The following is a 24,584-nucleotide window of genomic DNA, read 5'->3' as shown; positions in this document are numbered from 1 at the left end:
CGGGAACCCTGACGCCGGATAGACGTCTTATTTGTTTTTGTAAATGATATCGTCTCTGCCTGGTCCGTTAGAAACCAATGTAATTGGAACACCAAGTTCTTTTTCAATGGTCTCGATGTAGTTCCTGCAGTTTTCAGGAAGTTCATCATAATTCCTGATTCCCCTGATATCTTCGTTCCATCCTGGAAGAACCTTTAATACAGGTTTTGCCTTTTCAAGGAATGTAGTTGTAGGGAAGTCTTTTGTAATTTTGCCGTCAATTTCATAACCGATACAGATCGGGATTTCTTTAAGATATCCTAATACGTCCAATACAGTGAATGCAACTTCTGTAGCGCCCTGCATTCTGCAGCCGTAACGTGTAGCAACAGCATCGAACCATCCCATACGTCTTGGACGTCCTGTAGTTGCGCCGTATTCTCCACCATCTCCGCCACGCCTTCTGAGTTCATCCGCTTCTTCACCGAAGATTTCGCTCACGAATGCGCCTGCTCCTACTGCTGAGGAATAAGCCTTTACAACAGTGATTACGTCTTTGATTTCCTGTGCCGGGATTCCTGCACCGATTGCACCATAAGCCGCAAGCGTTGAGGAAGAAGTTACCATAGGATAGATTCCGTGGTCAGGATCTTTTAAAGCGCCTAACTGGCCTTCTAAAAGGATGTTCTTTCCTTCTCCAATGGCATTGTGAAGAAACAGTGAAACATCCGCAACATATGGCTCAACCATTTTCTTGTATTCCAAAAGGTCAGCATACACCTTTTCAGGATCAAGAAGAGGTTTGTGGTATAAGTGTTCAAGAAGTACGTTCTTGTATGCGCATACTCTTTCCACTTTTTCTTTTAATGCAGCTTCATCAAATAATTCACTTACCTGGAATCCGATTTTTGCATATTTATCTGAATAGAAAGGAGCGATTCCGGATTTTGTGGAACCGAACGATTTTCCACCTAATCTTTCCTCTTCATAAGCGTCAAAGTCAACGTGGTATGGCATAAGAATCTGAGCTCTGTCTGATACGAGAATCTTTGGAGCAGGTACGCCTCTGTCCACAAGCCCTTTGATTTCGTTGAAAAGGTAAGGGATATTTAATGCTACGCCATTACCGATAACGCTTGTTGTGTGGTCATAAAATACGCCTGACGGAAGCAGATGTAATGCGAATTTACCATAATTGTTGATGATGGTATGTCCTGCATTGCTTCCTCCCTGAAACCTTACGATGATATCTGATTCTTTGGCGAGCATATCGGTAATTTTACCTTTACCTTCATCTCCCCAGTTAGCTCCTACGATTGCTTTAACCATAACATATCCTCCTGTTATTCTAACATTATTAAGCGCAAACGTAACTATTCAGGACTACGCCCTGAAGTTACATAAAAATATTCCAGCAGTCTCCTGCCTTTTACTTCAAAAGTATACACCACTTTTCTTCATAAGTAAAATTAATGTTAGTTATATTACTCATAACTTTTAATTATATCATGTCTGGTCCATCATATTCAGCAACGATTTTGCTGCCGATGAAGCCGGATTTTTCTGGTCTGTAACCACGCAGAAATTTCTTCCCGGTATTTCACATTCGAATTTCAGCTCGATCAGTTCTCCACTTTCGATATATTTTTTTGCAAAGTCTTTCATTACACAGGCGACCCCAAGATTTCTGATTGCAAACTGCACAATGATCTCGCTGGTTGCCAGTTCGAATTCCGGATTCAGCACAACCCCTTTTCCTTCCAGATAATGGTCTATGTATCTCCTGGTGCTTGTATTCTGCTCCAGACATATTGTCGGCAGCTCTTCAAGTGCCTTATACGGAAGCTTTTTGTCCTTCAGGTGTTCGAATTTCGAACCCGCAACAAATACATCTCCAATCTCCCTTACCTTGGTGATATGGAAGTCCTGTTTGCAGATGATCGGGGTGCTTACCACGCCAAAATCAATCCTCCCCTCCTGCAGGTACCTGAGAGTCTCAGGAGTAGGGCCATTCGTAACCGTAACCTTGATTTTCGGATATAGTTCATGAAACTTCTCCAGATATGGAAGAAGGTAGAACTGCAGCGTCATGTCGCTTGCACCAATCCTGATTTCTCCGTTTTCCATATTGATCATCTCTGACAGCTTGTTTTCCCCAAGAAGTATGCTCTCATACCCTCTCTTCACGTAAGAAAAAAGCAGTTCCCCTTCTGCCGTAAGCCTGACGCCTTTTGATGTCCTGACAAACAAGGAAGTTCCGAGATTGGATTCAAGCTGTTTCAATGACTGGCTGACAGCCGGCTGCGAAATCGAAAGCTCTTCTGCTGCAAGCGTGATTCCTCCTGCCATTGCTACATGATAAAAGACTTTGTAATGCTCCAGATTTACATTCATGCAATTCCCCTTTCCCAATGAATATGACCTGCTATCCCATAAAACAACAAGACCCGGAATCCATATCTTAAGCTGATAAGTGCTCCGGGTCTGATAATTGCTTACACGTTGATTTCGGCTTTCATGCCAAGTATATCCTTATTTTCTTCGAGAATCGGTGTCACATATTCTTCTAAGAATTCAACAACCTGTTCTTTTGAACGGCCTACGTATTTTGAAGGATCCATTGTCTTCTGGAGATCTTCAAGAGTCATGTTGAAAGCAGGATCTGCTGCGATCAGTTCGAGGAGATTGTTTTCAAGTCCTTTTTCCTTAACGTTCTTTCCAGCTTCCATGGATAATGTCCTGATGCTTTCGTGAAGTTCCTGTCTGTCTCCGCCTGCTTTTACAGCATCCATCATGATATTTTCGGTAGCCATGAAAGGAAGTTCTGAAAGAAGTCTTTTTTCAATAACTTTCGGATAAACAACAAGTCCATCTACTACGTTCAGGTAAAGATCCAGGATTCCATCGATTGCAAGGAATGCCTCAGGAACGCTGATTCTCTTGTTTGCAGAATCATCAAGAGTTCTTTCAAACCACTGCGTAGCTGTTGTCATTGCCGGATTGAGGGCATCAATCATAACATACCTCGAAAGGGATGCGATTCTTTCGCTTCTCATCGGATTTCTCTTGTAAGCCATTGCCGAGGATCCGATCTGGTTCTTTTCGAATGGTTCTTCTATTTCTTTCAGGTGCTGAAGAAGGCGGATATCATTTGAAAATTTATGAGCACTCGCTGCAATGCTTGCAAGCACGTTCAGAACCCTCATGTCCACTTTACGTGAATATGTCTGCCCTGCTACAGGATAGCAGTTTTTGAAGCCCATTTTTTCAGCAATCATCGGATCGATTTTCTTGATTGTTGCATGGTCGCCGTCAAAAAGTTCAAGGAAGCTTGCCTGTGTTCCTGTAGTTCCTTTTGAACCGAGGAGCTTCATATTTGCCATTGTGTGGTCGATGTCTTCTAAATCAAGAAGAAGTTCCTGCATCCATAAAGCCGCCCTTTTTCCCACTGTCGTAGGCTGTGCTGGCTGGAAATGTGTGAATGCCAGTGTCGGAAGCCCTTTATATTCATCAGCGAATTTTGCAAGTTCTGCAATAACGTTGACTAATTTCTTCTTAACGAGCTTTAATGCTTCGGTCATAACGATGATGTCCGTGTTGTCACCTACGTAGCATGAAGTTGCGCCGAGGTGGATGATTCCTTTTGCCTTCGGGCACTGTACGCCGTATGCATAAACGTGAGACATTACATCGTGCCTTACGAGTGCTTCTCTTTCTTTTGCAACATCATAGTTGATGTCATCCTTGTTTGCTTTCAGTTCATCAATCTGTTCCTGAGTAATGTTAAGTCCAAGTTCCTTTTCTGTTTCCGCAAGTGCGATCCAAAGGCGTCTCCATGTGCGGAACTTCATATCCGGCGAAAAAATATACTGCATTTCTTTGCTTGCATAACGTTCTGAAAGCGGGCTCTGATATTTATCGTTCATATTTACTCCTATCTGCCTGATTGGCCTAAAGGGCGGATACCTGCTATCCGCTCTTCCATTCTCTGAATGCACAGCACTTGTTGTTGTGCATGTGCCTGTTTATATACCGTATCAAGGGACAGGCGCCAATGGTGTCTGTCCCCTGAAAATTATTCAATTCATCTTAAAACATATTATTTTATTGTAGTCTGCCTGTTTCCATTCAGCACACCTGTAATTCTGAACAATTACTTCTATCTTGTATATTCGCCTCGAATATCACATTCAGGAGGATCCATCGGATACTCTCCCGTAAAGCAGCCGTGACAGCAAGGTTTACTTTTTACAATTCCGCAAAGCCTGTCAACTCCAAGGTATCCCAGAGAATCTGCTCCGAGAATTTTTCTGATATCCTCTACACTTCTGTTGTAGGCAATCAGCTGTTCCCTGTCCGGAATGTCCGTTCCGAAGTAGCATGGGTAAAGGAACGGCGGTGAACTGATCCTCACATGGACCTCAGTTGCTCCCGCTTCCTTAAGCATGCTTATAATACGGTCACTGGTGGTTCCCCTTACAATCGAGTCATCAATCATGATAACCCTTTTGCCTTTGACAGCTTCAGCAAGAACGTTGAGTTTAACCCTTACGCTTGATTCCCTGTTGCTCTGTTTCGGCTTGATAAACGTACGTCCTACATAGCCATTTTTCACAAATGCGGTCCCGTATGGAATTCCTGATTCCATGGCATATCCCAGGGCTGCTGCGTTTCCTGATTCCGGAACACCTACAACAAGATCCGCCTCAACAGGATGGTCCATTGCCAGATACCTTCCTGCCTGGATTCTTGAGTAATAAACGCTGATTCCGTCTATATGGCTGTCAGGCCTTGCAAAATAGATATATTCAAAAATACATCTTGCTTCCTTATTTCCAGGAATGCACATGCTTGTATCGGATTCAATTCCGTCCGGAGTAATCGTAACAATTTCTCCAGGAAGGACATCCCTTACAAATTCCGCTCCGACTGTTTCAAGGGCACAGGTTTCGGATGCAATAATATATGCATTCTCCCTTTTTCCTATGCATAATGGTTTGAATCCATGTGGATCTCTCGCACCAATCAGTTTTCTCGGGCTCATTACGACAAGGGAATATGCTCCCTTGATTTTCTTCATTGCCCTGGCGACAGCTTTTTCAACCGAACCGCAGTTCAGCCTTTCTCTTGCGATATGGTAGGCAATCACTTCGGAATCTATGGTTGTCTGGAAGATGGCTCCCGTGTATTCCAGTTCTCTTCTTAATTCAGGAGCATTTATCAGGTTGCCGTTATGTGCCAGAGCAAGAGTACCCTTTACATAGTTCAGTACCAGAGGCTGCGCATTTTCTCTCGTGCTGCTTCCAGCCGTCGAATACCGTACGTGTCCAATACCGATATCTCCCTTCATGCCATCTAAAGCTTCAGGGGTAAAAACCTCGTTTACCAGGCCCATTCCCTTGTATGAATGTACTTTGCCCTTCGGGCCTATAGTATCACTTACTGCAATACCACAGCTTTCCTGTCCTCTGTGCTGAAGTGCAAACAGGCCGTAATAAATGGTGGAAGTCACGTCGTTTCCGTCAAAGTCATACATACCAAAGACGCCACATTCCTCATGAAGTTCATCTGTCATTTCATATTGTTCGTGTATACGATTTTTATCCATCTATTAAACCTTTCCTACGATCGAAACTTACTTACAGCAGTTATGCTGTCATTATTTTACTGTTAACGTTCTTAAAGCGGATACATGATATCCGCTTTGAGATTTCTTTATTACTGTATGCCTAAACGCTTGAAAACTTCATTATAAGCATCTTCCACGTTTCCTAAGTCTCTTCTGAAACGGTCTTTATCAAGTTTTTCATGGGTATTCAGATCCCATAATCTGCATGTATCAGGTGAGATTTCATCAGCGAGGATGATTTCTCCTTTGTATCTTCCGAATTCAACTTTGAAATCGATGAGTTCGATTCCGGCTTCTGCAAAATACTTGCAGAGTACTTCGTTTACCTTGAATACCAATTCTGTGATTTTATCTATTTCTTCTCTGGTAGCGATACCGATTGCAATTGCATAATAGTCGTTGATCATAGGGTCGCCTAAGTCATCGTTCTTGTAGCTGAATTCAAGAGTAGGAGCTTTCAGTTTCGTTCCTTCTTCAATTCCCAGTTTTTTTGAGAAGCTTCCTGCTGCAACATTCCTTATGATTACTTCAAGCGGAACGATCTCCACTTTTTTAACAGCTGTTTCTCTGTCGCTTAATTCCTCAACAAAATGAGTAGGCACTCCGGCTTTTTCCAAAATCTGGAATACATGGTTGGTCATACGATTGTTGATGATACCCTTGCCAACGATTGTTCCCTTCTTTAAACCATTAAATGCTGTCGCGTCGTCTTTATAATCTACAATATAGACATCTTCCACATCAGTCTTAAAAACTTTTTTTGCTTTACCTTCATAAAGTAAATCTAATTTTTTCATTGCTCGCCACCTATCCTTTTCTTTGAGAATAATGCTTTCCACTGATGACGCCCTATGCTTTTTCCACACAGAAGCACCCATCTTCAAGAAAATTATAATACATCATTATTATAAAAGCAATAAGCAATATTATTAACCAGGCTTATATTCCCATTATTTTTATTAAGCAATACTTATAAACATATTTAATAAACAGAACAAAGGGGCTTCGCCAGTCAGTCAAATACTGTAAGCCCGACTGCCCATCCTGCGCAGAGCGTTTTTTATCTCATGGGACGAACTTTACTATGAGATGAAAAAGCCCGGCCAAAGCCGGGCTTTTTCATCTCACATATAAATATTCACATTTCATTCCTACTCCAGATTCACCTTCCGGCTTACAATGAAGCTGCTTAAGGCATAGAACGCTGCACACAGAAGGACGGATACCAGAAGACCGCCTGGCAGCATTATATTGTACAAATCCAGCATTCGTTCTTCATCCATCGCATAAAATCCAAGCAATGTAACCAGTATCTGGCTGGCTATCTGCAGCACCGTCGTGATTGCCATCCACGACACGACAGCTCCTATTATCCTGTGCTTTCCAAACATCTGGCCGATATTGATCGAAGTATATATAATCAGCATCTGGTATGTGGCTGATAATATGACCCCTATGGTTATATAGAAGATAAAAAGTCTGATATCCATACCCATAGCTGCTTTGAATTCATTGATTGCAATAGGAATTCCAGTTTTTATGGTTTGGATTACTTCGTCATTCATGACAAGCACGAATACGGCGAGAATCGTAATCAATCCGTTAAGTAGCTGCCAGAACACAGCCACAATAAGCTTTGATGCGAGAAGCAGCGATGGCTTCACCGGAAGCGTGAACATCAGGTAGCCTTCATCCGAATACATATTCCTGAAATATCTGACAATGAGGAACACGCTTGTTCCAATCAGCATGACAATCATGAACATTGCATAGAAAAAGGTCAGAATGCCTCCCAGTATCGCAAACTGATTATCAAAAACTTCAAGATTCAGCATAATCCTGCCTAATATCGTAAGAACAGCCAGAATTGCATAGAAAAGCAGAAATATTTTCGTCGTAGCTTTGAATTCATGTTTTATAAGTTTCCCTAACATCTGAATACCTCCCTGAATACTGCATCAATGGATTTTTCTTCCCTTTCCCTGACATCATCTACCGATGCTGCCAACTTCAGCATTCCATCTTTTATGAATATGACGTCCTCAAGTATATTCTCAATATCGGAAATCAGATGCGTGGAAATAATGATTGTTGAGTTCTCATTGTAGTTGTTCAGAATCGTACTTAGAATGTAGTCCCTGGCCGCCGGATCAACTCCCCCGATTGGTTCATCCAGACAGTACAGATCCGCATCCCTGCTCATCACGAGTATAAGCTGTACTTTTTCCTTTGTTCCTTTTGACATGGTCTTAAGGCTGTCCTGCGGATTTATCGCAAGCCTCTGAAGCATGTCATAAGCTTTTGCCTTGTCAAAATCCTCATAGAAATCAGCGAAGAAATCGATGATATCATTGACCTTCATCCATCCGTTCAGATAAGTCCTCTCGGGCAGATAGGACACGATCTTTTTGGATTCTGCTCCTGGTTTTTTCCCGTCGATCAGTATCTCTCCCGATGACGGCACCAGTATACCGTTAATCAGTTTAATCAGTGTTGATTTTCCGCTTCCGTTTGGTCCGAGCAGGCCGACTATACGCCCCCTGTCAATGCTCAGGCTCAGATCCGAAAGAGCTGTCTTGTAACCAAATTTCTTTGAAAGCGATTTGCACTCAAGTATGTTCCCCATTATTCTCCTCCTGCTGCTTCAGCCTCTGTCAAGGCTGCTATCTCCTCTTTTTCATACCCCAACTGTTCCATTTTTTCGAAGAACCCGGCAATCAGCTGGTGTGCCATCTGAACCTTGATTTCTTCTATTTTTTTCTTATTCTCCGTTATAAACCTGCCGCTTGTCCTTTGGGTAAATACCATTTCCCGCCGTTCAAGCTCTGTTAAAGCCTTCTGCATGGTGTTTGGATTAACAGATGCTTCAGCTGCCAGTTCCCTGACTGAAGGAAGCCTGCTGCCAGCCTCGTATTCCCCTGATACGATCTTTCTCTGTATAATCTCAACGATCTGTGCATAAACAGGTCTGTCGGAATCAATATTCCATGTCATCTCATCACCTCGGCATTTCTGCATAACTGTATTATTGAGTTAATACAATGGTACATTAATATTTTTCTATTGTCAATATCTATTTTATCTTATAAACGGATAATGATTGATTTTCTATAGCACATCGACTCAACTGTCTTTTACACTTTAGAAATAGAAAAAGCCCGAAAACACAAGCAATTTTCTTGTATTTCGGACTTTTTCGATATGATAATTCAGTATATGATGTAACTCACAAAAATATTGCATTTATAATTCAGGAACTTATCTTTACCTTCTTTGAATTTATTTTTCATGATTCGTAGTGCTTTTTTTTATGAGTTTTCCAATAATTGCTGACAAAAAAACAGCAGATGCATATACTGCATAATCACGAGTATCTATTGCATCCCAAATATAACCTTTATAACCAATATTATAAATCAGAAGTAATACAGTGAATATAGTTACCGTTAATAAAGCTTCCAGTATGTTTTTTTTCATATTCATAATCACCCGTTATCCTTATATTTCAGGCTATGGCCAATATTCTTCTGTAGTTAGTCCATCGCCTCTGTGTCTAGTGCGCTGACACATTGACACTTAAGCTAATGACGCTAAATTAGTTTTCATTCTGCAAGGCGGAGGAATGAGGCGTAGCGGTGGCTACGCTGATTGACAACAACGCCGCAGATGGAAACTAAGGCAAGTCATTTGTCAAGATGTCAACGTGTCAGTGCACTAGTCTAAATGAAACACGTTCTTTAAATCTACTGCCACCGGGCTGTTGTCCGGATTTGTCTCCATGATATCCGCCATGAAATCCCACCATTTCCTGTTGATGGCAGTATCCGCTCCTTTTGCCCATTTTTCAGGATCTTCGATTTCTATATATCCGAAAAGCACATTTGTTTCTTCATCCAGGAAAATGGTGTAGTTTTTTCCGCCAAATTCATGGATCATATCTACCATTTCCGGCCAGAGTTCATTATGCCTTTTCTCGTATTCTGCTGCCATTCCTTCATAAATCTTCATTTTAAATCCTTTGATCATATTCTTTTCCTCCTGTTAGATGATAAAAATTCCTGCGGCAGAAACCGCAGGAATCAGTTTGTGTCTATGTGATATATCCTACTTCATTCCCTCCGGACCGTCAACCGTCTGATAGCAAAGAATGCGTTAGAAAACATCCGTGACGGTTCAGAGCTGCTGTTCCGATTTAGTATACAGTCTTCCAGTCTTCGATGTTTGATGGATCGAATTTGAAAGGTGATCCTAAGATGATTTCTGTTCCGCCGTCAGCCGCTTTTACGATTTCATATGCTCCGTTGTTGTCTCCAAGGTCGCCTGCAGTAAATGTTTCGCCTGCTGCTCCGGTAATTGTTCCGCCAACTAATTCAAGTGCAGTGTAAGCTGCAAGCGCTCCGATATCAAGTGGATTCCATAAGTACATGTAAGGGCACACAGCGTCTTCGCCGATATAATCAGCCATTTCTGAAGGAAGTCCGAGTCCTGTTACCTTGATTGTATCTGTAAGTCCTTTATCTGTAACGACTTTTGCTGCAGCCATGATACCAACTGTTGTAGGTGCACAGATTACTTTCAGGTCTGGATAGTTCTTGATCAGGGCTTCTGTTTCATCAACAGATTTCTGGAATTCGTCATCGCCATAAGCGATTTTTACAAGTTTCAGTCCGCGTGCATCTTTTTCAAGTTCTGCCTGCATGGATTCAATCCAGGCATTCTGGTTTGTTGCCTGGCTTGTTGCTGAGAGGATCGCGAATTCTCCGCCGCTTTCTCCAGCAAGGTCTGCAACTGCATCAACTAAAGTCTGGCCGATAAGTTCGATACCTGCCTGGTTTACATGCACAAGACGGCTGTCTGAATTTACTGAAGAGTCAAGTGACAATACTTTGATTCCCTGGCTCATAGCTTCTTTTAATGCCGGCTGAAGAGCATCAGGGTCATTTCCTGCTATTGCGATGGCATCCACATGCTGTGCCACAAGTTCATTGATCATGGTGATCTGCGCTTCTGCTGTTGCGCTTTCAGGAGCCTTTACGATACAGGTTGCACCTGCATCTTCTATGACTTTCTGGAATCCTGCAGATTCTTTTTCATTGTAAGGATTTCCTGCATTCTTAACCAGGATTGCGATTGTCAGGTCTGATGCATCCTTGCTTTCTGTGGTGCTTTCATTAGAAGAACTTGATGCTGTCTCGTCTGTTCCTTTGCTTCCACAGCCAGCTAACATAGCTGAAATCATGGATGCGCATACTAAGATGCTGAGTAATTTTTTCTTCATTTTTGTTTCCTCCCTAGAATAAATCAATGGTTTCATTTTATACTGAACGGTCATGCCGTCTGTATATATGGTTAGTATTTTGTAACAGTTCCCAGGCTATGCAGCCTTTGCAGCTTTTTTCCCGAATATTTTTTTGAAGTTAAGGTTTGGAGCCATAACCGCTATGATCAGAAGACCGCCTATTACGATCATCATTGCCTGTGACGGGAAATTGATCAGTCCGAGGCCGTATCTCAAAAAGCCTATTGTGAATATGGAAATGATTGCTCCTATAAATCGGCCTTTTCCGCCGTCTGTGGAGATTCCACCAAGTACAATCATGGAAATTGCCTCAAGCTCGTACCCTTCACCAATATTCGGCCTTGTGCTGCCCATCCTTGCTGTAAGGAATACGGCTGTTACTGCTGCGAAAAGTCCTGTCAGGGTGAATACAATAAGCCTGATCTTCTGCACCGGAATACCTGCATATTTACTTGCGAGGCTGTTGCTTCCGATTGCGAAAAGCCTTCTTCCGAATGTAGTCTTATGGAGCACTACTCCGAATGCCACTGCACAGATGATGAAGAATACCAGCATGTATGGAACGACTCCGCCGATTTTACCCCAGTAGATGTTGCTGAACCACATCGGGAAACTGCCTGATGCCTGATCTTCCAGGATCATGACGGCTATTCCTCTGTAAAGTATGCTTGTACCCAGGGTGACGATCATTGGGGCAAGCTCTGGAAATTTCGTAAGTATGATGCCGTTGATGAAGCCGCAAAGCGCTCCCACAAGGAGGCACACGATCAGGGCAAGCCCCATTGGAAGTCCCAGATTGTTATAGGAAACCGCCATCAGCACTGAAGAAAGCGCCACCGTGGATCCTACGGAAATATCGATGTCCCCCATTACGAGGATGTATGCCATGGGAAGGGCTACAAATGCCTTTTCCAGGAAAGAGGAGGTTGCCGTAAGCAGCCCTGATGTACTAAGGTAATATTCCGATGTGAAGGAATTCATTACATTGATTGCGATAAAAATCAGTAACAGGAACCATTCCCATTGTACGAAGAACTTTTTCCATGAAAATGCCTGTTCTGCAACAATTATTCTTTTTGTCTTTGCCATGATTACATCTCCCTCCTCTTCAGGTTATTTTTATCCATAGCTCTCTGGGTTACCGTATTCAGGATGACCGCCGCAATAATGATGAGGCCTTTGATTGCATCCTGCCAGAACGAGGATACGTTGATCAGCGGAAGTGCGTTGTTCAAAATACCAAGTGTGAGGGATCCAAGGATGACCCCGAATACTGTTCCCTTACCACCGGTAAGGCTGACTCCGCCGATAACGCATGCCGCGATGATATCCATTTCAAATCCTTTTGCCGAGTCTCCCTGTGCCGAAGCATATTTGGAAACCCAGAGGCCGCCTACGAGGCCGCAGAGGGCACCCATAAGGGAATAGACCATGATCTTGACATTTGCAATATTGATGCCGCTTACTGCAGCAGCTTCCGAATTGCTTCCGACTGCATAGATCTTACGGCCTGTTCTTGTGTATTTGATGAAATATGCAAATACCAGGTAACAGATAACCGTGACAATCAGCATGTTATTGATTCCGAATGTTTTTCCCAGTGTAAACGCCTTGTAGTTTTCTGGTATCTGGTATGCCGCAACCCACTGGTTGTTGGCGATCAGATAGGTGATGCCTCTGTAGATATTCATGAAACCCAGGGTTGCGATAATCGGGATGACCCTGCCTTTGGCGATTACGAGGCCAATGATAAATCCAGCTGCAAGTCCTACCAGGATCGCAATCAGGAATCCTAAAAAGGCGGGAATCCCAGGGTTGTCCCTCATGACGAGTGCTGTAGCCATACCGGATAACGCCACTGTGGATCCTATGGAGATGTCGATTCCTCCTATCAGCAGGACGCACATCATGCCGATTGCAAGTATTGCCATTAAGGATGCATTGATCAGCATGTCCCCGATATTCGAAGGTGTGAGGAAGATGCTGTTCCTCAGCTGGATGAAGATACATAAAACGGCAAGTACGACAACCAGACTCATCTCCCTTGAAGAGGTAAGGCTCTTCAGATCGATTTTTTTCTTATTCATTTCTAATTTTCCTATTTCAGCTTTCATCAGTTCCCACCTCCCTCTATTCTTCTGATTTCTGATGAGACTTTGCCATCGCTTTTACAAGGATCATCTCCTGAGTTGCTTCGTCTCTCGAAAGTTCGCCTGTCACCCTGCCGTCGCACATGACGACAATCCTGTCGCTCATGCCCAGTATTTCCGGCATTTCCGAAGATACCATAATAATTGCGTATCCCTGTTTAGCGAGCTCTCCCATGATTTCATATATGGAGGCTTTTGCGCCTACGTCGACGCCTTTTGTCGGTTCGTCCAGGATAATTACTTTCAGGTCCGATGCAAGAAGTTTCGCAACTACGACCTTCTGCTGATTTCCTCCGGACAGGGAGCTTGCCAGATCGAAGAGCGTGACCGCTTTCGTATCGACGCGCTCTGCCAGTTCTTTCGCAAACCGCCTTTCCCTTTTATCGTCGAGCCATCCGTGTCTGCTAAGCTGGCTGATTACGGGAAGCGTTATGTTCCGGCCGATTCCCCAGTCCAGGATCAGTCCCTGGTGCTGTCTGTCTTCAGGAAGATAGCCGATTCCAAGCTTCATTGCATCCTGTGGATTGTCAATTGCAACTTCCTGTCCGTTTAACACGATTCGTCCGCCTGATTTCTTCTCTATGCCGAAAATAGTTTCGCATACTTCGGTCCTTCCTGCTCCGACCAGTCCTGTCAGACCAAGGATTTCGCCTTTTCTGACTGAAAAGCTGACGTTTTTAAAGTATCCTGTCCTGCTTAAATCTTCAATCTTAAGCACTTCCTCACCGAGTTTCACCACTGGTTTTGGGAAGAGGTCGTTTATTTCACGTCCAACCATTGCCGTAATCAGATTTTCATTGGTAATGCCGTTTACGTCATAGCTTCCGATGTATTTTGAATCCCTGAATACAGTTACCTTCGTCGCGAGCCTGTACATATCTTCAAATCTGTGGGAAATGAAGATGATCGCTGCGCCTTCGTCCCTGAGTTTTTCGGTAATCCTGTAAAGCTCCTCGCTCTCGCTTTTTGTAAGGGCTGCCGTCGGTTCATCCATAATGATGATTCTGGCTTTCATGGAAAGTGCTTTCGCGATCTCTACCATCTGCTGCTGGGCAACGCTTAATGCGCCCATTTCTTCGGTTGCTGTGAAGTCGGCATTCAGTTCCCTTAAAAGGGCATTCGCCTCTTCATGCATATCCTTCCACTGTATTCTTCCGCCTTTTACTTTTTCATGGCCCATGAAGATATTTTCAGTAACCGTAAGGTGCGGGTATGCTGTAACATGCTGGTAGATTGCTGCGATTCCTGCAGCCTGCGCATCCTTTGGGCCTTTGAAATCGACCTTTGCCCCGTCAAGGAACATCTCCCCTTCTTCAGCTTTATGGACACCCGTAATTACTTTTATAAAAGTGGATTTTCCTGCGCCGTTTTCACCCATGAGCGCATGGATTTCACCCGGCTTCAGCTGAAAATGCACTTGATCCAGAGCCTTTACACCCGGGAAAATTTTTGTTATTCCTTTTAATTCAAGAACATACTCGTACACGTCTATTCTCCTTCCTACTCTTGTTTTCTGTTTGTCTGTCATCATTCCTGTTTCAGATGCCCTCTGTTTCCCTGCATCTTTATTTCTCCTTAATCCTAACATCTGCCCCAAACGATTCATACGGTAAATTTCTTTGAAACAGGGTAATTTTATCCGCAGATTTTACCTGCCGTTGTGTTTGGATTTCAAATTTGATACAATAGCACCATCAGTAAAAAGCAGAAAAGACAGGGGGAATTTCAATGAACCTATTAATAGTAGACGACGAAGAACTGACACGTGAAGGGCTTCTTGGCAGCATAGACTGGAATTCCCTTGGAATCCATAACATATATCAGGCCGATGACGGGATGAACGGGCTTGCTCTGGCAAAAAAATACAGGCCTGAAATCATCCTGAGCGATGTCCGCATGCCCCGCATGAACGGCATTGAGATGGCGGAAAAAATAAGGGAGACTGTTCCTGACAGCCATATCATTTTTATGAGCGGCTATTCCGATAAGGAATACCTGAAGGCGGCAATCCGGCTGAAAGCCATCAGCTATGTGGAAAAGCCCCTTATGCCCGCTGAGGTTGAAGAAGCCATCAGAGAGGCGATCTCAAGCGACAAGATCCTCAAGCTCAGCAGGGACTCGGCTTCAAGGCACCTGCAGGAGGCATCCGGGAAGCTGGCCCTAAAGGTCACCTACCCGATTTCCGATGAAGGGATCTCATCAATAGAAAAGGATTTTGCAGCCCTGGGCATCCAGACCAGACCCTCGGCATATTTCGTCACGGTCATGATCAAGATCGTCGGCGGCATGCATTCCCTGGAAAATGAGCATCAGGAAAACCTTCCTGCTTCCCTCGGTGCCATCATCGGACAGCACCGCCTCCACGGCATTTATGCCTCGAAACAGGATGAATACCTGATTTATCATATTTTCTCTCCGGAGAAGCCCGCTTCTTCCCAAATGCGAAAACTCGCCGAAGCATTTTCGGGCTGTCTTTCCTTCTGCCCTTGCTTCTACATAGCCATAGGAAAAACCGTTTCCGGACCGGCAAAGATATTCGATTCCTACAATTCTGCAGTCATCCTTCTGCAGAGCTCCTTCTTCTACGAATGCGGCACGATTCTGGAAACCGGGAAGGAACCGGCAAACAAAGTTCCGGGATTTCTCGAAGCTGTGGTTCCGGCCATTCATGAGGCCCTGTCCTCAAAAAACAGGCAGGAGACAGACAACGCTGCAGCAAAACTATATGCTTCCCTTGCAGGAAACAGATCCGTTCTCCCGAATCATGCAAAAGACCTGTATTACAAGCTTTTTATGGAGCTTTATGAAGCAGCCTCCGCAAATTATATTAAGCTGCCTGAGACAGACGGCGGTTTTGAGACCATTCTGGACCACATATCCAGAAGCTCCAATCTGTCCTCTCTCCACCAGCTGCTCCGTTCAAAAATCGAGTTGTTTTTTACAGCCCTTGAAGAAGGGACCGAAAAAAATTCAACCGTATTTCTTATTGAGGATTACATTGGAAGGAATTACCAGAACGAAAATCTGTCCGTGAAAGATATCAGCGAGCATGTTTTCCTGTCCTCCACCTATGTGTGCACCGTATTCAAAAACGAGACCGGCAGGACCCTGAACCAGTATCTGACAGAATACCGGATGGAAAAAGCAAAAAAACTGCTGCTGGATCCCCGCTATAAAATCACTGACATTTCGGCAAAAGTCGGCTACAGCGACGGCAACTATTTTGGAAAGACCTTAAAAAGCACACAGGCCTTTCACCTTCTGAATACAGGGAGCAGAATGTAAAATGATAAAACTATTAAAGAATGCATATTATTTTTACTTTCATGATATGAAGCTGAGGAACAAATTCATGATATCCCATCTGATCCTGTTCCTCATCCCTGCGACTGTCATAACCATCCTCCTTTACAACCAGCTGTCAGGCGTCCTTCTGTCAAATATCACGAACTCCGAGCTGTCCATGTCAAGGCAGACTGTCAGCGGAATCGAAACTGCCATCTCCCAGGTCAATTCCGCCTCAAACAACATTATCGGAAATTCCGACTTCATGACCATGCTTCAGTACGATTACGCAGCCCTGAATTCGGAGCTTGCAGAAAATCCCGATTTCGTACGGAAAATGCTCATCTTCCTGATTTCCTCCAGCGCCATGATCGATGATATCAACATTACGGATATCAAAATATACCTGGACACACCTTTTGAGGCTATGTATAAGGATTCCCGTTTTTCCGCTTATGATATTTACCGCCCGCTTTCGGCAATCGAAGGGTCCTACTGGCACGGCATATTCAGCAGCACCAATAAACGGATGATCGTATGCCCGAGCCTGTATCTGACCCCTTCTGAGGCATCGAACTACGGGGAGTTTGCGATTGCAAGGAAGCTTTCCTACTATTCAGATTCCGAAAAGACTGCTGCTTATGTAGTAGTGTATTTTTCAAAAAGCAATATCGAATCCATTCTTCGCAAAAACATCACAATTACCGGCAGCGCCGCATACATCCTGAACGAATGGGATACCCTTGTATCCACCTCAGACATGTATCTGTCGGGCAAGTATTTTCTGAACTACAGCGAGCTGGCTTCCCGCTTTCCAGACACCACGAAATTTGAAACAGCAGAATTTGCTCTTGAGAAGACTTACGTAAACCATAAGGAAATAAGCGGCACCGACTGGCACATGGCATCCGTCATCCCTGTGAAAAGCGTGCTGCAGCAGAACCGGGATATCGTATTGAAATTCATAGTTGTATATCTGTTTTTTGTAATCATATCCTTTGGGGTCTCCCAACATATTTCCAACTCTGTTTCAAAACGTATCTCAACCATCATCGGCCAGATGCGGGAGGTAAGGAACGGAACTCCGAAACCGATTGTCCAGAAGCCTGAATATGATGAAATCGGCGATCTCATCGACACCTACAACTATATGACAGAGGAACTCCACTGGCTTATGGAGAAGGAAGTCAAGGCTGCCGACGACCTTCGAAAATCAGAGTTCAAGGCTCTGCAGGCCCAGATCAACCCGCATTTCCTTTACAATACCCTGGACATGATCAACTGGCTTTCAAAAAGCGGAAAAAGCGACGAGGTCTCCCAGGCAGTTCAGGCCCTTTCAAAATTCTACAAGCTTACCCTGGGGAAAGGCAGCATAACCGTCAGCCTCAGGGATGAGCTCACCCATGTATCCCTTTATGTCCAGCTTCAGAACATGCGCTATAAGGACAGGATACACTTCTTCGTGGACATTCCTGACGAGCTCCTGGATTATGAAATACCAAAACTTGTGCTTCAGCCGATTGTTGAGAACTCCATACAGCACGGCATCTTCGGAAAGGAATCCAAGGAGGGCAATATCGTAATCACTGGCTGGACCGAAGAGGAAACCGTGGTGCTCATCGTAAGTGATGACGGCATCGGCATTCCCCCGGAAAAGATCGATTCCATTCTGACCGGACAGGGTGAAAGCCGCACTGGAAGCAATATCGGTATATACAATACCCATCAGAGACTGCGTCTGTTCTACGGGGACGAATACGGGCTGGCCTACAGCAGCGTGCCGAACGTGGAAACCTCTGTGGAGATACGGATTCCTTTGACCAGGTATCTGACTTCTTAACCGCTTATTACACATAACTATGAGCATGTCTCCCCGGAAGGTGACATGCTCGTTTTTTCTTTGCATTCTTTATGGCTGCGAAAGATGCAGGGCTGAACAGTTGAAAGTTACCTATAATAAAACACAAGGTACATTCAAAATATCCGCTATCTTTGCAAACAATGCCGCATTATGCCCTGTCGACATTGCAAAATGATGAGTCGGAGCCTCAGCAAACCATTCATCCATATAAGAATCCGGATCTTTTCTGAACCGGACAGGCGTCTGGGTGTTACCGATTGCCATAACAGGACCGTCTGTGGATTCCGCTTCTGTTATGATAAATTTCAGTTTTCCCTCGATTGTCTGGGTGGTTCCCAGGTTGGTGATGGCCCCTGTACGGACTTTCGCTTCTACCGAAACGCCGGTTCCCTGTTTTCCATGATAAAGTCCCATTCCGCGCAGAATCGGTTTTCCATTTGCAATTTCAAGATGGAAGGGGCCGTCATGGCCAAGCAGGATTGTTCCATCTTCATAGTCGGTAACGACAATTTCACAGAAGCTTCCACCTTTTCCTACGATGTCGCAGATTTTCATTGCCAGGCAGGTCTTCAGGTCTCCTTCGCCAGCGCATGGGATGCCTTTTGCAGTGAGAAGGGAATGTCCGACTATAAATCCGCCCTGGAGCTTCTCGTACTCTCCGCCAGGTGCACCGTGATAATAATAGGTGAGTCCGTCAAGGTCATATTCCTTTACAAGCCGTTCCTGGGCTGCCGCTACCCTTGCAGACCAGTCAAGCTGCTCTGCTGTTGGTTTTTTCGCCAGTGGGTCGGCCTGGGAATCTTCGCTGATTACAAAGAAATCCGCTATTTCTTTTTTCTTCTCTTCCACTTCCTGTTCCGTCACCTCATGAAGCATCCTGTCCAGATCGCACATTTCAAGCACTTCGATATGAGCACCTGTCTGTCCCTGGAACATGGTGAAATCGCTGTACATGTCAAGCATTCCGCTATAAGTGTTGCCAAGAAACCCGAATCTGGCATTGGCAAGCCCGCTCTTCACACTTGCGGCCATTACCCACTCCTCTATCTCTTTCCATGCCCTGACTGCCTCTTTCCTGCCCGCTGTAACTTCATCCGTCAGGGATATCTCCGGAGTCTTTTCAAGGCCAAGCAGGCCGTTCACGACCCGGTATCTGATGCCTGCACGGTTGAATGCGTTTGATATCTCAGGGACAGGACATGCTCCGCAATGTGCGAGCCATTCGCCTGTTGTAGTCTTCTCATAATTGATTCTTGCTGCCGGCTGCAGGTTGAGCACGACCGCCTGGGCCCTGCAGATCTGGTGTACCGGCAGCAGGGAGGCACTTGTAACGTAGGTGCCTGCATGGGCAAATATAAGGTCCACGTTATTCGCACTGAAATATTCTCCGGCTTTTCTGCCCTCCTGCTCGCAGTCCACAAGCCCATAGTTGAATACTTCAGCATCTGCGATCTGTGATACCTTCTCCTCTATGAAACTGCCGTATCCTGTGAGCCTTTCCCTGAGCCCCGGGAACTGGTCCCAGTAGTGCTTCAGCCCCATTGTATAGATTCCGATTCTTGGTCTTCTTGTTGCTTTCATTTTATTCATTTCCGATTCCTCCATCTGCGATATGATTTTCACAACTAATCAGGACAGTATCCTTCGTACCTGCTGATGCACATGAACAGCAAAAACTTGTGTTTTAACGTTATATTGCTTCTTTACAAATTAATTCTAAGCCATTAATATAAATATTACATCCAATTTTATTGTGTAAAAATAATAGTATCTTGCATCACACAAGGAGGATATTTATGAAAGACTTTCCAGAAACCAGTATCTCGTCAGGAAACGCAAAAATGAAAATGAAAGAAAAAGAGAAAAACCAGTACACCGAAAGGGCCTCCTATGCCTGGTCCGAGGATTCCGTCCGTTTCATTGCAAGCCCTAGCGCCACTGCAAAATCCATCTATTTCTATGCCCAGGAAATCGGTTATTTCAAGACCTCTTATCCCTATTTCACTGAAAGGCAGAACCTGAACTCCTTCCTGATCGTATATACCATATCCGGTGAAGGAACTCTGCACTATCATGAAAAAGACTTTACGCTGACGTCAGGGCAATGTTTTTATATAAACTGCATGGACTACCACTACTACGAAACAAAAAGAGGAAACGACTGGGAATTTTTATGGATTCATTTTAATGGCAGCAACGCCCTCGGATACTATGAGGAATTTACAAAGGATGATTTCAGCATTCTGGATATAGAGGAGAGCTCCGTTGTTGAAAGCACCCTCAGAAGGATACTGGCAATCAACCAGAAAAAAGATATCACCACGGAAGTGCTTACCTCAAGCCTGATAGCCAGCCTGCTGACTGAATTCATTATCCTGGGCAGCACAAACAGGACAGACACCATCCTGATGCCGGAATATATCAGGGCGGTCATGAAATATACAGACAGGAATTTTCGCGAACCGCTTTCCCTCGATGATCTGGCATCCAGATACGGGATAAGCAAATTCCATCTTTCCAGGGAATTTAAAAAGCATACGGGAACCACCGTCAATGAATATATCATCAACACGAGGCTCTCGTATGCCAAAGAACTTTTAAAATATTCAGATTTATCCGTTAATGAAATAGCCTACTCTGCAGGCTTTCATAATGTCAGCCACTTCATCAATCTCTTCAAGGCCCGCGAAAACATGACTCCTCTTGCCTACAGAAGGGAATGGAAGATATGACAAGGATGTATGATTCTAGTGTTTGAAGTGTCTCATTCCTGTAAACACCATTGCGATTCCGTATTCGTTGCATTTGTCGATTGAATCCTGGTCACGTACCGATCCGCCCGGCTGGATGATTGCAGTGATTCCAGCTTTGTGAGCAGCTTCAACACAGTCTGAGAACGGGAAGAAAGCGTCTGATGCAAGTACTGCACCTTTTGTAGCGTCTTCACCGATTAATTCCGCAGCATGGGCGATTGCCTGTTCTGTAGCCCATACGCGGTTGACCTGTCCAGGTCCGATACCAACGGACTGTTTGTTTTTCGCAAGCGCAATACCGTTTGATTTAACGAATTTAACCATTTTCCATGCGAACATCATGTCTTCCATCTGTTCCTTCGAAGGAACATTCGCAGTAACGACCTTCACTTCTGATTCATCATCTGGAAGAAGCTTGCTGTCGATTGTCTGAACGATAAGACCGCCGTTTACTTTCTTCAGATCGTAAGCAGTTGCTGCCTGTGGAACTGAAATGTCAGCTAACTGAAGCACGCGGACGTTTTTCTTTGTCTGAAGAACTTCAAGAGCTGCCGGTTCATATCCTGGAGCTACGATTACTTCTAAGAAGATCTGTTTCATCGCTTCTGCAAGTTCAAGAGTCACTTCTCTGTTGATTACTACGATTCCGCCAAAGATTGAAGTCTTGTCAGCTTCATAAGCTTTTGTCCATGCTTCCATGATGGTATCAGCTGAACCGACGCCGCATGGATTTCCGTGCTTGCATGCAACTACCGTAGGTTCTGTATATTCTTTCAAGAGCTCTAATGCACCGTTTGTATCATTGATGTTGTTGAAGGAAAGTTCCTTGCCGTTAAGCTGTACCGCATCTGCAAGGGATCCTTTGAATTTTCCAATTTCCCTGTAGAAGGCCGCTGCCTGGTGAGGATTTTCGCCGTATCTCATATCCTGAACCTTTTCAAATGTCATGGTAAGGGTTTCAGGAAATTCTGTGTCATTTCTCTGTTTTTTCAGGTAATCGGCAATCATTGTGTCATAGTTTGAAGTGTGCATGAACACTTTCTGCATCAGGTAGAATTTCGTCTCTAAAGAAACTTCCTTGTTTTCCTTCAGCTGGCTCAATACAACATCATAGTCTCTCGGATCTACGACAACAGCAACGTCCTGGTAGTTCTTTGCTGCCGAGCGGAGCATGGTAGGTCCTCCGATATCGATATTCTCAACTGCTTCATCCCTTGTAACGCCGTCTTTCAAAATAGTAGCCTTGAATGGGTAAAGGTTAACAATTACGATGTCGATAGTTTCAATATTTAAATCTTCGAGCTGTTTCATGTGTTCCGGTTTTGAACGCATTGCTAAAAGTCCTGCATGTACGATTGGATGAAGTGTCTTAACACGTCCGTCTAAGCATTCTGGAAATCCTGTCAATTCAGAAATTTCGATTGCCGGAACTCCCTCTTCCTTCAGTTTGTTGTAAGTACCGCCTGTTGAAATGATTTCCACACCTAATCCTACTAATTCCTTCGCTAATTCTACAATTCCGGTTTTGTCTGATACACTGATCAATGCTCTCATTTTACTAATTCCTCCGTTTTCTGGCTATAGGCAGGCTGGAGCTATGTCCCTCCGCCTTCTGATTAATGAAAATTTCAGCTGCAGCATGTATTACAGGGAAGCTTATGTCTGCCTGTAATTGTGCATAAAAAAACCACCCAGGTAACCTTAGTGGTCGCCCAGGCGGTCGGCATTTGATGTTTTCTGTACTCCCTATGGGTAATCCCATTTATCCGCCAGTCGTACAGGTTATGAGTTAATAGTACACTATGATTTTTCGTTTTTCAAGACAAAAAATTATTTTTGTTCATCTTTGCCTGTATCTGTAGAAGGCCGGCTTGTTTTTTGGCAATTTCTCTTTCCCGGAGTCCGGACAGGCTCAGCCTTTCATTCCGATTACGAATACATAGGTGTCGTGGCGCTGGTCCATCAGGAACTCCCTCATCAGCTTCAGGTTGCGGTTGAGTCTCAGATATTTCTTCACAAGATTCTTTTCGCCGGAATACATAATGATGACACCAGAATCCGTAAGAACCTCCTCTGCCTTTTCAAAAAAGTTCTTATATACGTGATTCAGATCCGCATCCGTCATCCTTCCCGTCTTCGACGGCATATTCGTAATGATTTCGTCAAACTGGTATTCATGCCTGAAATCGAAGAAATCCCTGTTGATGTAATTGATGATTACGTTTTCATCCATGGAATTCTTTCTGGCCTTTTCTATCGCCTCCCCGAAAGAATCGATGCCGTAGATAGGGCTGGCGCTGACTGCCCTGTTTCTTTCAATCAGCATGGTTCCGACTCCGCAGAAAGGATCCAGAATCTGCGCATCCTCTTTCATAAACTCCTTTGTAAGCTCCACGACAAGCGCCGCTGTAACCGGATGGATAGAAGCGGCAACAGTCTCTTTTCTGTAATCGAAGCGCTTGTCCTTAATCGTAAAAAGTTTAAGCATCACATAGAACCTGCCGTCCTTGTTTTCAACGAGCCTGATCTCGACCTCATAATTCGAAGTTGAATTGATCAGCTTCCTGTCGGTCTTCCCTTCTATTGCTGCTGAAAGCCTCTTTGCAAAAGAAGCTTTTTTGTCCATTTCCATTCTGCTTCTGATTTCAAGCCGGAAATAGAACGGTGCCGGACCTTCATGCATGTTCTCCAGCATTCCCACAATGTCCTCTTCTACCAGCCTGTCCGCTATCAGCGCAGGCTCGGGAGCCACGTCTTCATCTGCAATTACAGGAAACAGCAGTTCCAGATATGTCCTGATCGGAAGGATGTTTCCCAGATCCTTTGTCTGTATTCTCAGACCTCCGGCAGTCTCTGTGATTTTGTCTTCCGGAATCTGCCTGGCAACTGTAGCCTTATGATGCTTATTGGTAGTCAGTATGATATCAGCAGGTTTGTGGAAAGCAATGAATCTGTGCTTTTTCGGCTTTTCATATTTCAGTATCATATCCCTGAGGATTCCGCTTTCCTCTCTGACATGCTTGCTTTCAGTCTCCTCGGCCGGTTTGGCCATGAGAGATTCAAGTCTTTCTTTGAGTCTCTCCAGATATTCCCTGTAATCGTAGTTGCTCATCGCCACAAGGTATGCGCTCTTCACAAAGAGCTGCTCCTCTTTTTCATAGGCATTGTAAAGGACTGGAAGCAGTTCGTCATCCTCAAGCTCGCCCAGGATCAAAGCTGCATTTTTTCGGGTCTTGGCATCTTCTGAACCAAGGAATTCAATAAAAAGATCGAAATTCCCTCCCGTCTGGTACACAAGGGCTCTTTTGCAGTCCTCTTCCCTGATTGCCTTTTTTATTTCAATTAAATTTTTTCTGATATCCTGTCTGTTTATTAAATTCTGATAGTTTTCCTGAATCATATATGCCTCTTTTCCGGTTGTTTAAACACCTTTGCAATCACTTGGTTTCTGTTTCCCAAAGTATTTACAGCTCTGCTGTTGTATTCTGCTGGTATTTTCTTTTATGATAACTTATAACGTTCGTGACTGCAAGGCTTTTAAGCTCGTAAATACAGGTCTGGCCGGACTGCAATGTTGCTTGCTTCCCGGCCAGACCTGTATATTCAACCATTTGGTCCTGCATCCATC

General features: G+C 44.2%; 21 protein-coding genes and 1 riboswitch. Of the genes, 3 read left to right on the top strand and 18 right to left on the bottom strand.

The annotated features are described in order from the left end of the window. Nucleotides 1–27: 27 nt before the first annotated feature. From BJR36_RS06495 to BJR36_RS06430, 14 genes are all read right to left on the bottom strand, one after another. A complete protein-coding gene (locus tag BJR36_RS06495) occupies nt 28–1,308 on the bottom strand; it encodes an adenylosuccinate synthase (RefSeq protein WP_091231803.1) in 1,281 nt (426 codons plus the stop codon). Between the two features lie 177 nt (nt 1,309–1,485). Then, the gene (locus BJR36_RS06490) at nt 1,486–2,373 is read right to left on the bottom strand and encodes a LysR family transcriptional regulator (protein WP_091231799.1); all 888 of its coding nucleotides are present in this window, start codon (nt 2,371–2,373) and stop codon (nt 1,486–1,488) included. 101 nt (nt 2,374–2,474) lie between these two features. Beyond that, a complete protein-coding gene (purB, locus tag BJR36_RS06485; protein ID WP_091231797.1) occupies nt 2,475–3,905 on the bottom strand; it encodes an adenylosuccinate lyase in 1,431 nt (476 codons plus the stop codon). Nucleotides 3,906–4,138: 233 nt separating this feature from the next. Further along, nucleotides 4,139–5,587 (bottom strand): amidophosphoribosyltransferase, encoded by a 1,449-nt coding sequence (gene purF / locus BJR36_RS06480; RefSeq protein ID WP_091231794.1) that lies wholly within the window; start codon nt 5,585–5,587, stop codon nt 4,139–4,141. 110 nt (nt 5,588–5,697) lie between these two features. After that, nucleotides 5,698–6,405, bottom strand: a complete 708-nt coding sequence (gene purC / locus BJR36_RS06475; RefSeq protein ID WP_091231791.1) for a phosphoribosylaminoimidazolesuccinocarboxamide synthase — start codon at nt 6,403–6,405, stop codon at nt 5,698–5,700. 354 nt (nt 6,406–6,759) lie between these two features. Further along, nucleotides 6,760–7,542 carry a hypothetical protein gene (locus tag BJR36_RS06470; RefSeq protein WP_091231788.1) on the bottom strand — a complete coding sequence of 261 codons (783 nt, stop codon included), beginning with the start codon at nt 7,540–7,542 and terminating at the stop codon, nt 6,760–6,762. Beyond that, a complete protein-coding gene (locus BJR36_RS06465) occupies nt 7,536–8,234 on the bottom strand; it encodes an ABC transporter ATP-binding protein (RefSeq protein ID WP_091231785.1) in 699 nt (232 codons plus the stop codon). Before BJR36_RS06465 ends, BJR36_RS06470 begins: the two co-directional genes overlap by 7 nt. After that, a complete protein-coding gene (locus BJR36_RS06460) occupies nt 8,234–8,602 on the bottom strand; it encodes a GntR family transcriptional regulator (protein ID WP_091231783.1) in 369 nt (122 codons plus the stop codon). The genes BJR36_RS06465 and BJR36_RS06460 overlap by 1 nt, the downstream gene beginning before the upstream one ends. A 285-nt stretch (nt 8,603–8,887) precedes the next feature. Beyond that, a complete protein-coding gene (locus BJR36_RS06455) occupies nt 8,888–9,085 on the bottom strand; it encodes a hypothetical protein (RefSeq protein ID WP_139133518.1) in 198 nt (65 codons plus the stop codon). Nucleotides 9,086–9,322: 237 nt separating this feature from the next. Next, nucleotides 9,323–9,634: an L-rhamnose mutarotase gene (gene rhaM, locus BJR36_RS06450; protein WP_091231777.1), complete on the bottom strand. Its 312-nt coding sequence runs from the start codon at nt 9,632–9,634 to the stop codon at nt 9,323–9,325. Nucleotides 9,635–9,800: 166 nt separating this feature from the next. Next, nucleotides 9,801–10,886: a rhamnose ABC transporter substrate-binding protein gene (locus BJR36_RS06445; protein ID WP_091231774.1), complete on the bottom strand. Its 1,086-nt coding sequence runs from the start codon at nt 10,884–10,886 to the stop codon at nt 9,801–9,803. Between the two features lie 96 nt (nt 10,887–10,982). Then, nucleotides 10,983–11,996: an ABC transporter permease gene (locus BJR36_RS06440; RefSeq protein WP_091231771.1), complete on the bottom strand. Its 1,014-nt coding sequence runs from the start codon at nt 11,994–11,996 to the stop codon at nt 10,983–10,985. A 2-nt stretch (nt 11,997–11,998) separates the two neighbouring features. Next, the gene (locus BJR36_RS06435) at nt 11,999–13,021 is read right to left on the bottom strand and encodes an ABC transporter permease (RefSeq protein WP_242875483.1); all 1,023 of its coding nucleotides are present in this window, start codon (nt 13,019–13,021) and stop codon (nt 11,999–12,001) included. A 16-nt stretch (nt 13,022–13,037) separates the two neighbouring features. Continuing rightward, on the bottom strand, nt 13,038–14,543 hold the full coding sequence (locus BJR36_RS06430; RefSeq protein ID WP_091232093.1) for a sugar ABC transporter ATP-binding protein: 1,506 nt from the start codon (nt 14,541–14,543) through the stop codon (nt 13,038–13,040). Nucleotides 14,544–14,785: 242 nt separating this feature from the next. Here BJR36_RS06430 and BJR36_RS06425 point away from each other — a divergent pair, with 242 nt between their 5' ends. After that, on the top strand, nt 14,786–16,342 hold the full coding sequence (locus BJR36_RS06425) for a response regulator (RefSeq protein ID WP_091231768.1): 1,557 nt from the start codon (nt 14,786–14,788) through the stop codon (nt 16,340–16,342). A gap of 1 nt (nt 16,343) precedes the next feature. Then, nucleotides 16,344–18,182 (top strand): sensor histidine kinase, encoded by a 1,839-nt coding sequence (locus BJR36_RS06420; RefSeq protein ID WP_091231766.1) that lies wholly within the window; start codon nt 16,344–16,346, stop codon nt 18,180–18,182. Nucleotides 18,183–18,293: 111 nt separating this feature from the next. Here the strand turns inward: BJR36_RS06420 and BJR36_RS06415 are convergent, their stop codons facing one another. Continuing rightward, nucleotides 18,294–19,793: an L-fucose/L-arabinose isomerase family protein gene (locus BJR36_RS06415; protein WP_091231763.1), complete on the bottom strand. Its 1,500-nt coding sequence runs from the start codon at nt 19,791–19,793 to the stop codon at nt 18,294–18,296. Between the two features lie 206 nt (nt 19,794–19,999). Here BJR36_RS06415 and BJR36_RS06410 point away from each other — a divergent pair, with 206 nt between their 5' ends. Beyond that, nucleotides 20,000–20,935 (top strand): AraC family transcriptional regulator, encoded by a 936-nt coding sequence (locus tag BJR36_RS06410; protein ID WP_242875482.1) that lies wholly within the window; start codon nt 20,000–20,002, stop codon nt 20,933–20,935. Nucleotides 20,936–20,950: 15 nt separating this feature from the next. On the opposite strand, the gene purH is transcribed toward BJR36_RS06410, so the two are convergent. The 3 genes from purH to BJR36_RS20225 all read right to left on the bottom strand — a co-directional run bounded on the left by purH (nt 20,951) and on the right by BJR36_RS20225 (nt 24,579). Next, nucleotides 20,951–22,510: a bifunctional phosphoribosylaminoimidazolecarboxamide formyltransferase/IMP cyclohydrolase gene (gene purH / locus BJR36_RS06405; protein WP_091231760.1), complete on the bottom strand. Its 1,560-nt coding sequence runs from the start codon at nt 22,508–22,510 to the stop codon at nt 20,951–20,953. 149 nt (nt 22,511–22,659) lie between these two features. Further along, a riboswitch (ZMP/ZTP riboswitch) is annotated at nt 22,660–22,743 on the bottom strand. Between the two features lie 125 nt (nt 22,744–22,868). Beyond that, nucleotides 22,869–24,356: a methyltransferase gene (locus BJR36_RS06400; protein WP_091231757.1), complete on the bottom strand. Its 1,488-nt coding sequence runs from the start codon at nt 24,354–24,356 to the stop codon at nt 22,869–22,871. A 64-nt stretch (nt 24,357–24,420) separates the two neighbouring features. After that, nucleotides 24,421–24,579, bottom strand: coding sequence for a hypothetical protein (locus BJR36_RS20225; protein ID WP_207648830.1), 159 nt, complete (start codon nt 24,577–24,579; stop codon nt 24,421–24,423). Between the last annotated feature and the right edge of the window lie 5 nt (nt 24,580–24,584).

Source organism: Anaerobium acetethylicum, assembly GCF_900096945.1.
GTDB lineage: Bacteria > Bacillota > Clostridia > Lachnospirales > Lachnospiraceae > Anaerobium > Anaerobium acetethylicum.
The sequence above is the reverse complement of the archived record's forward strand: the minus strand, read 5'-3'. Positions and strand labels throughout refer to the sequence as shown.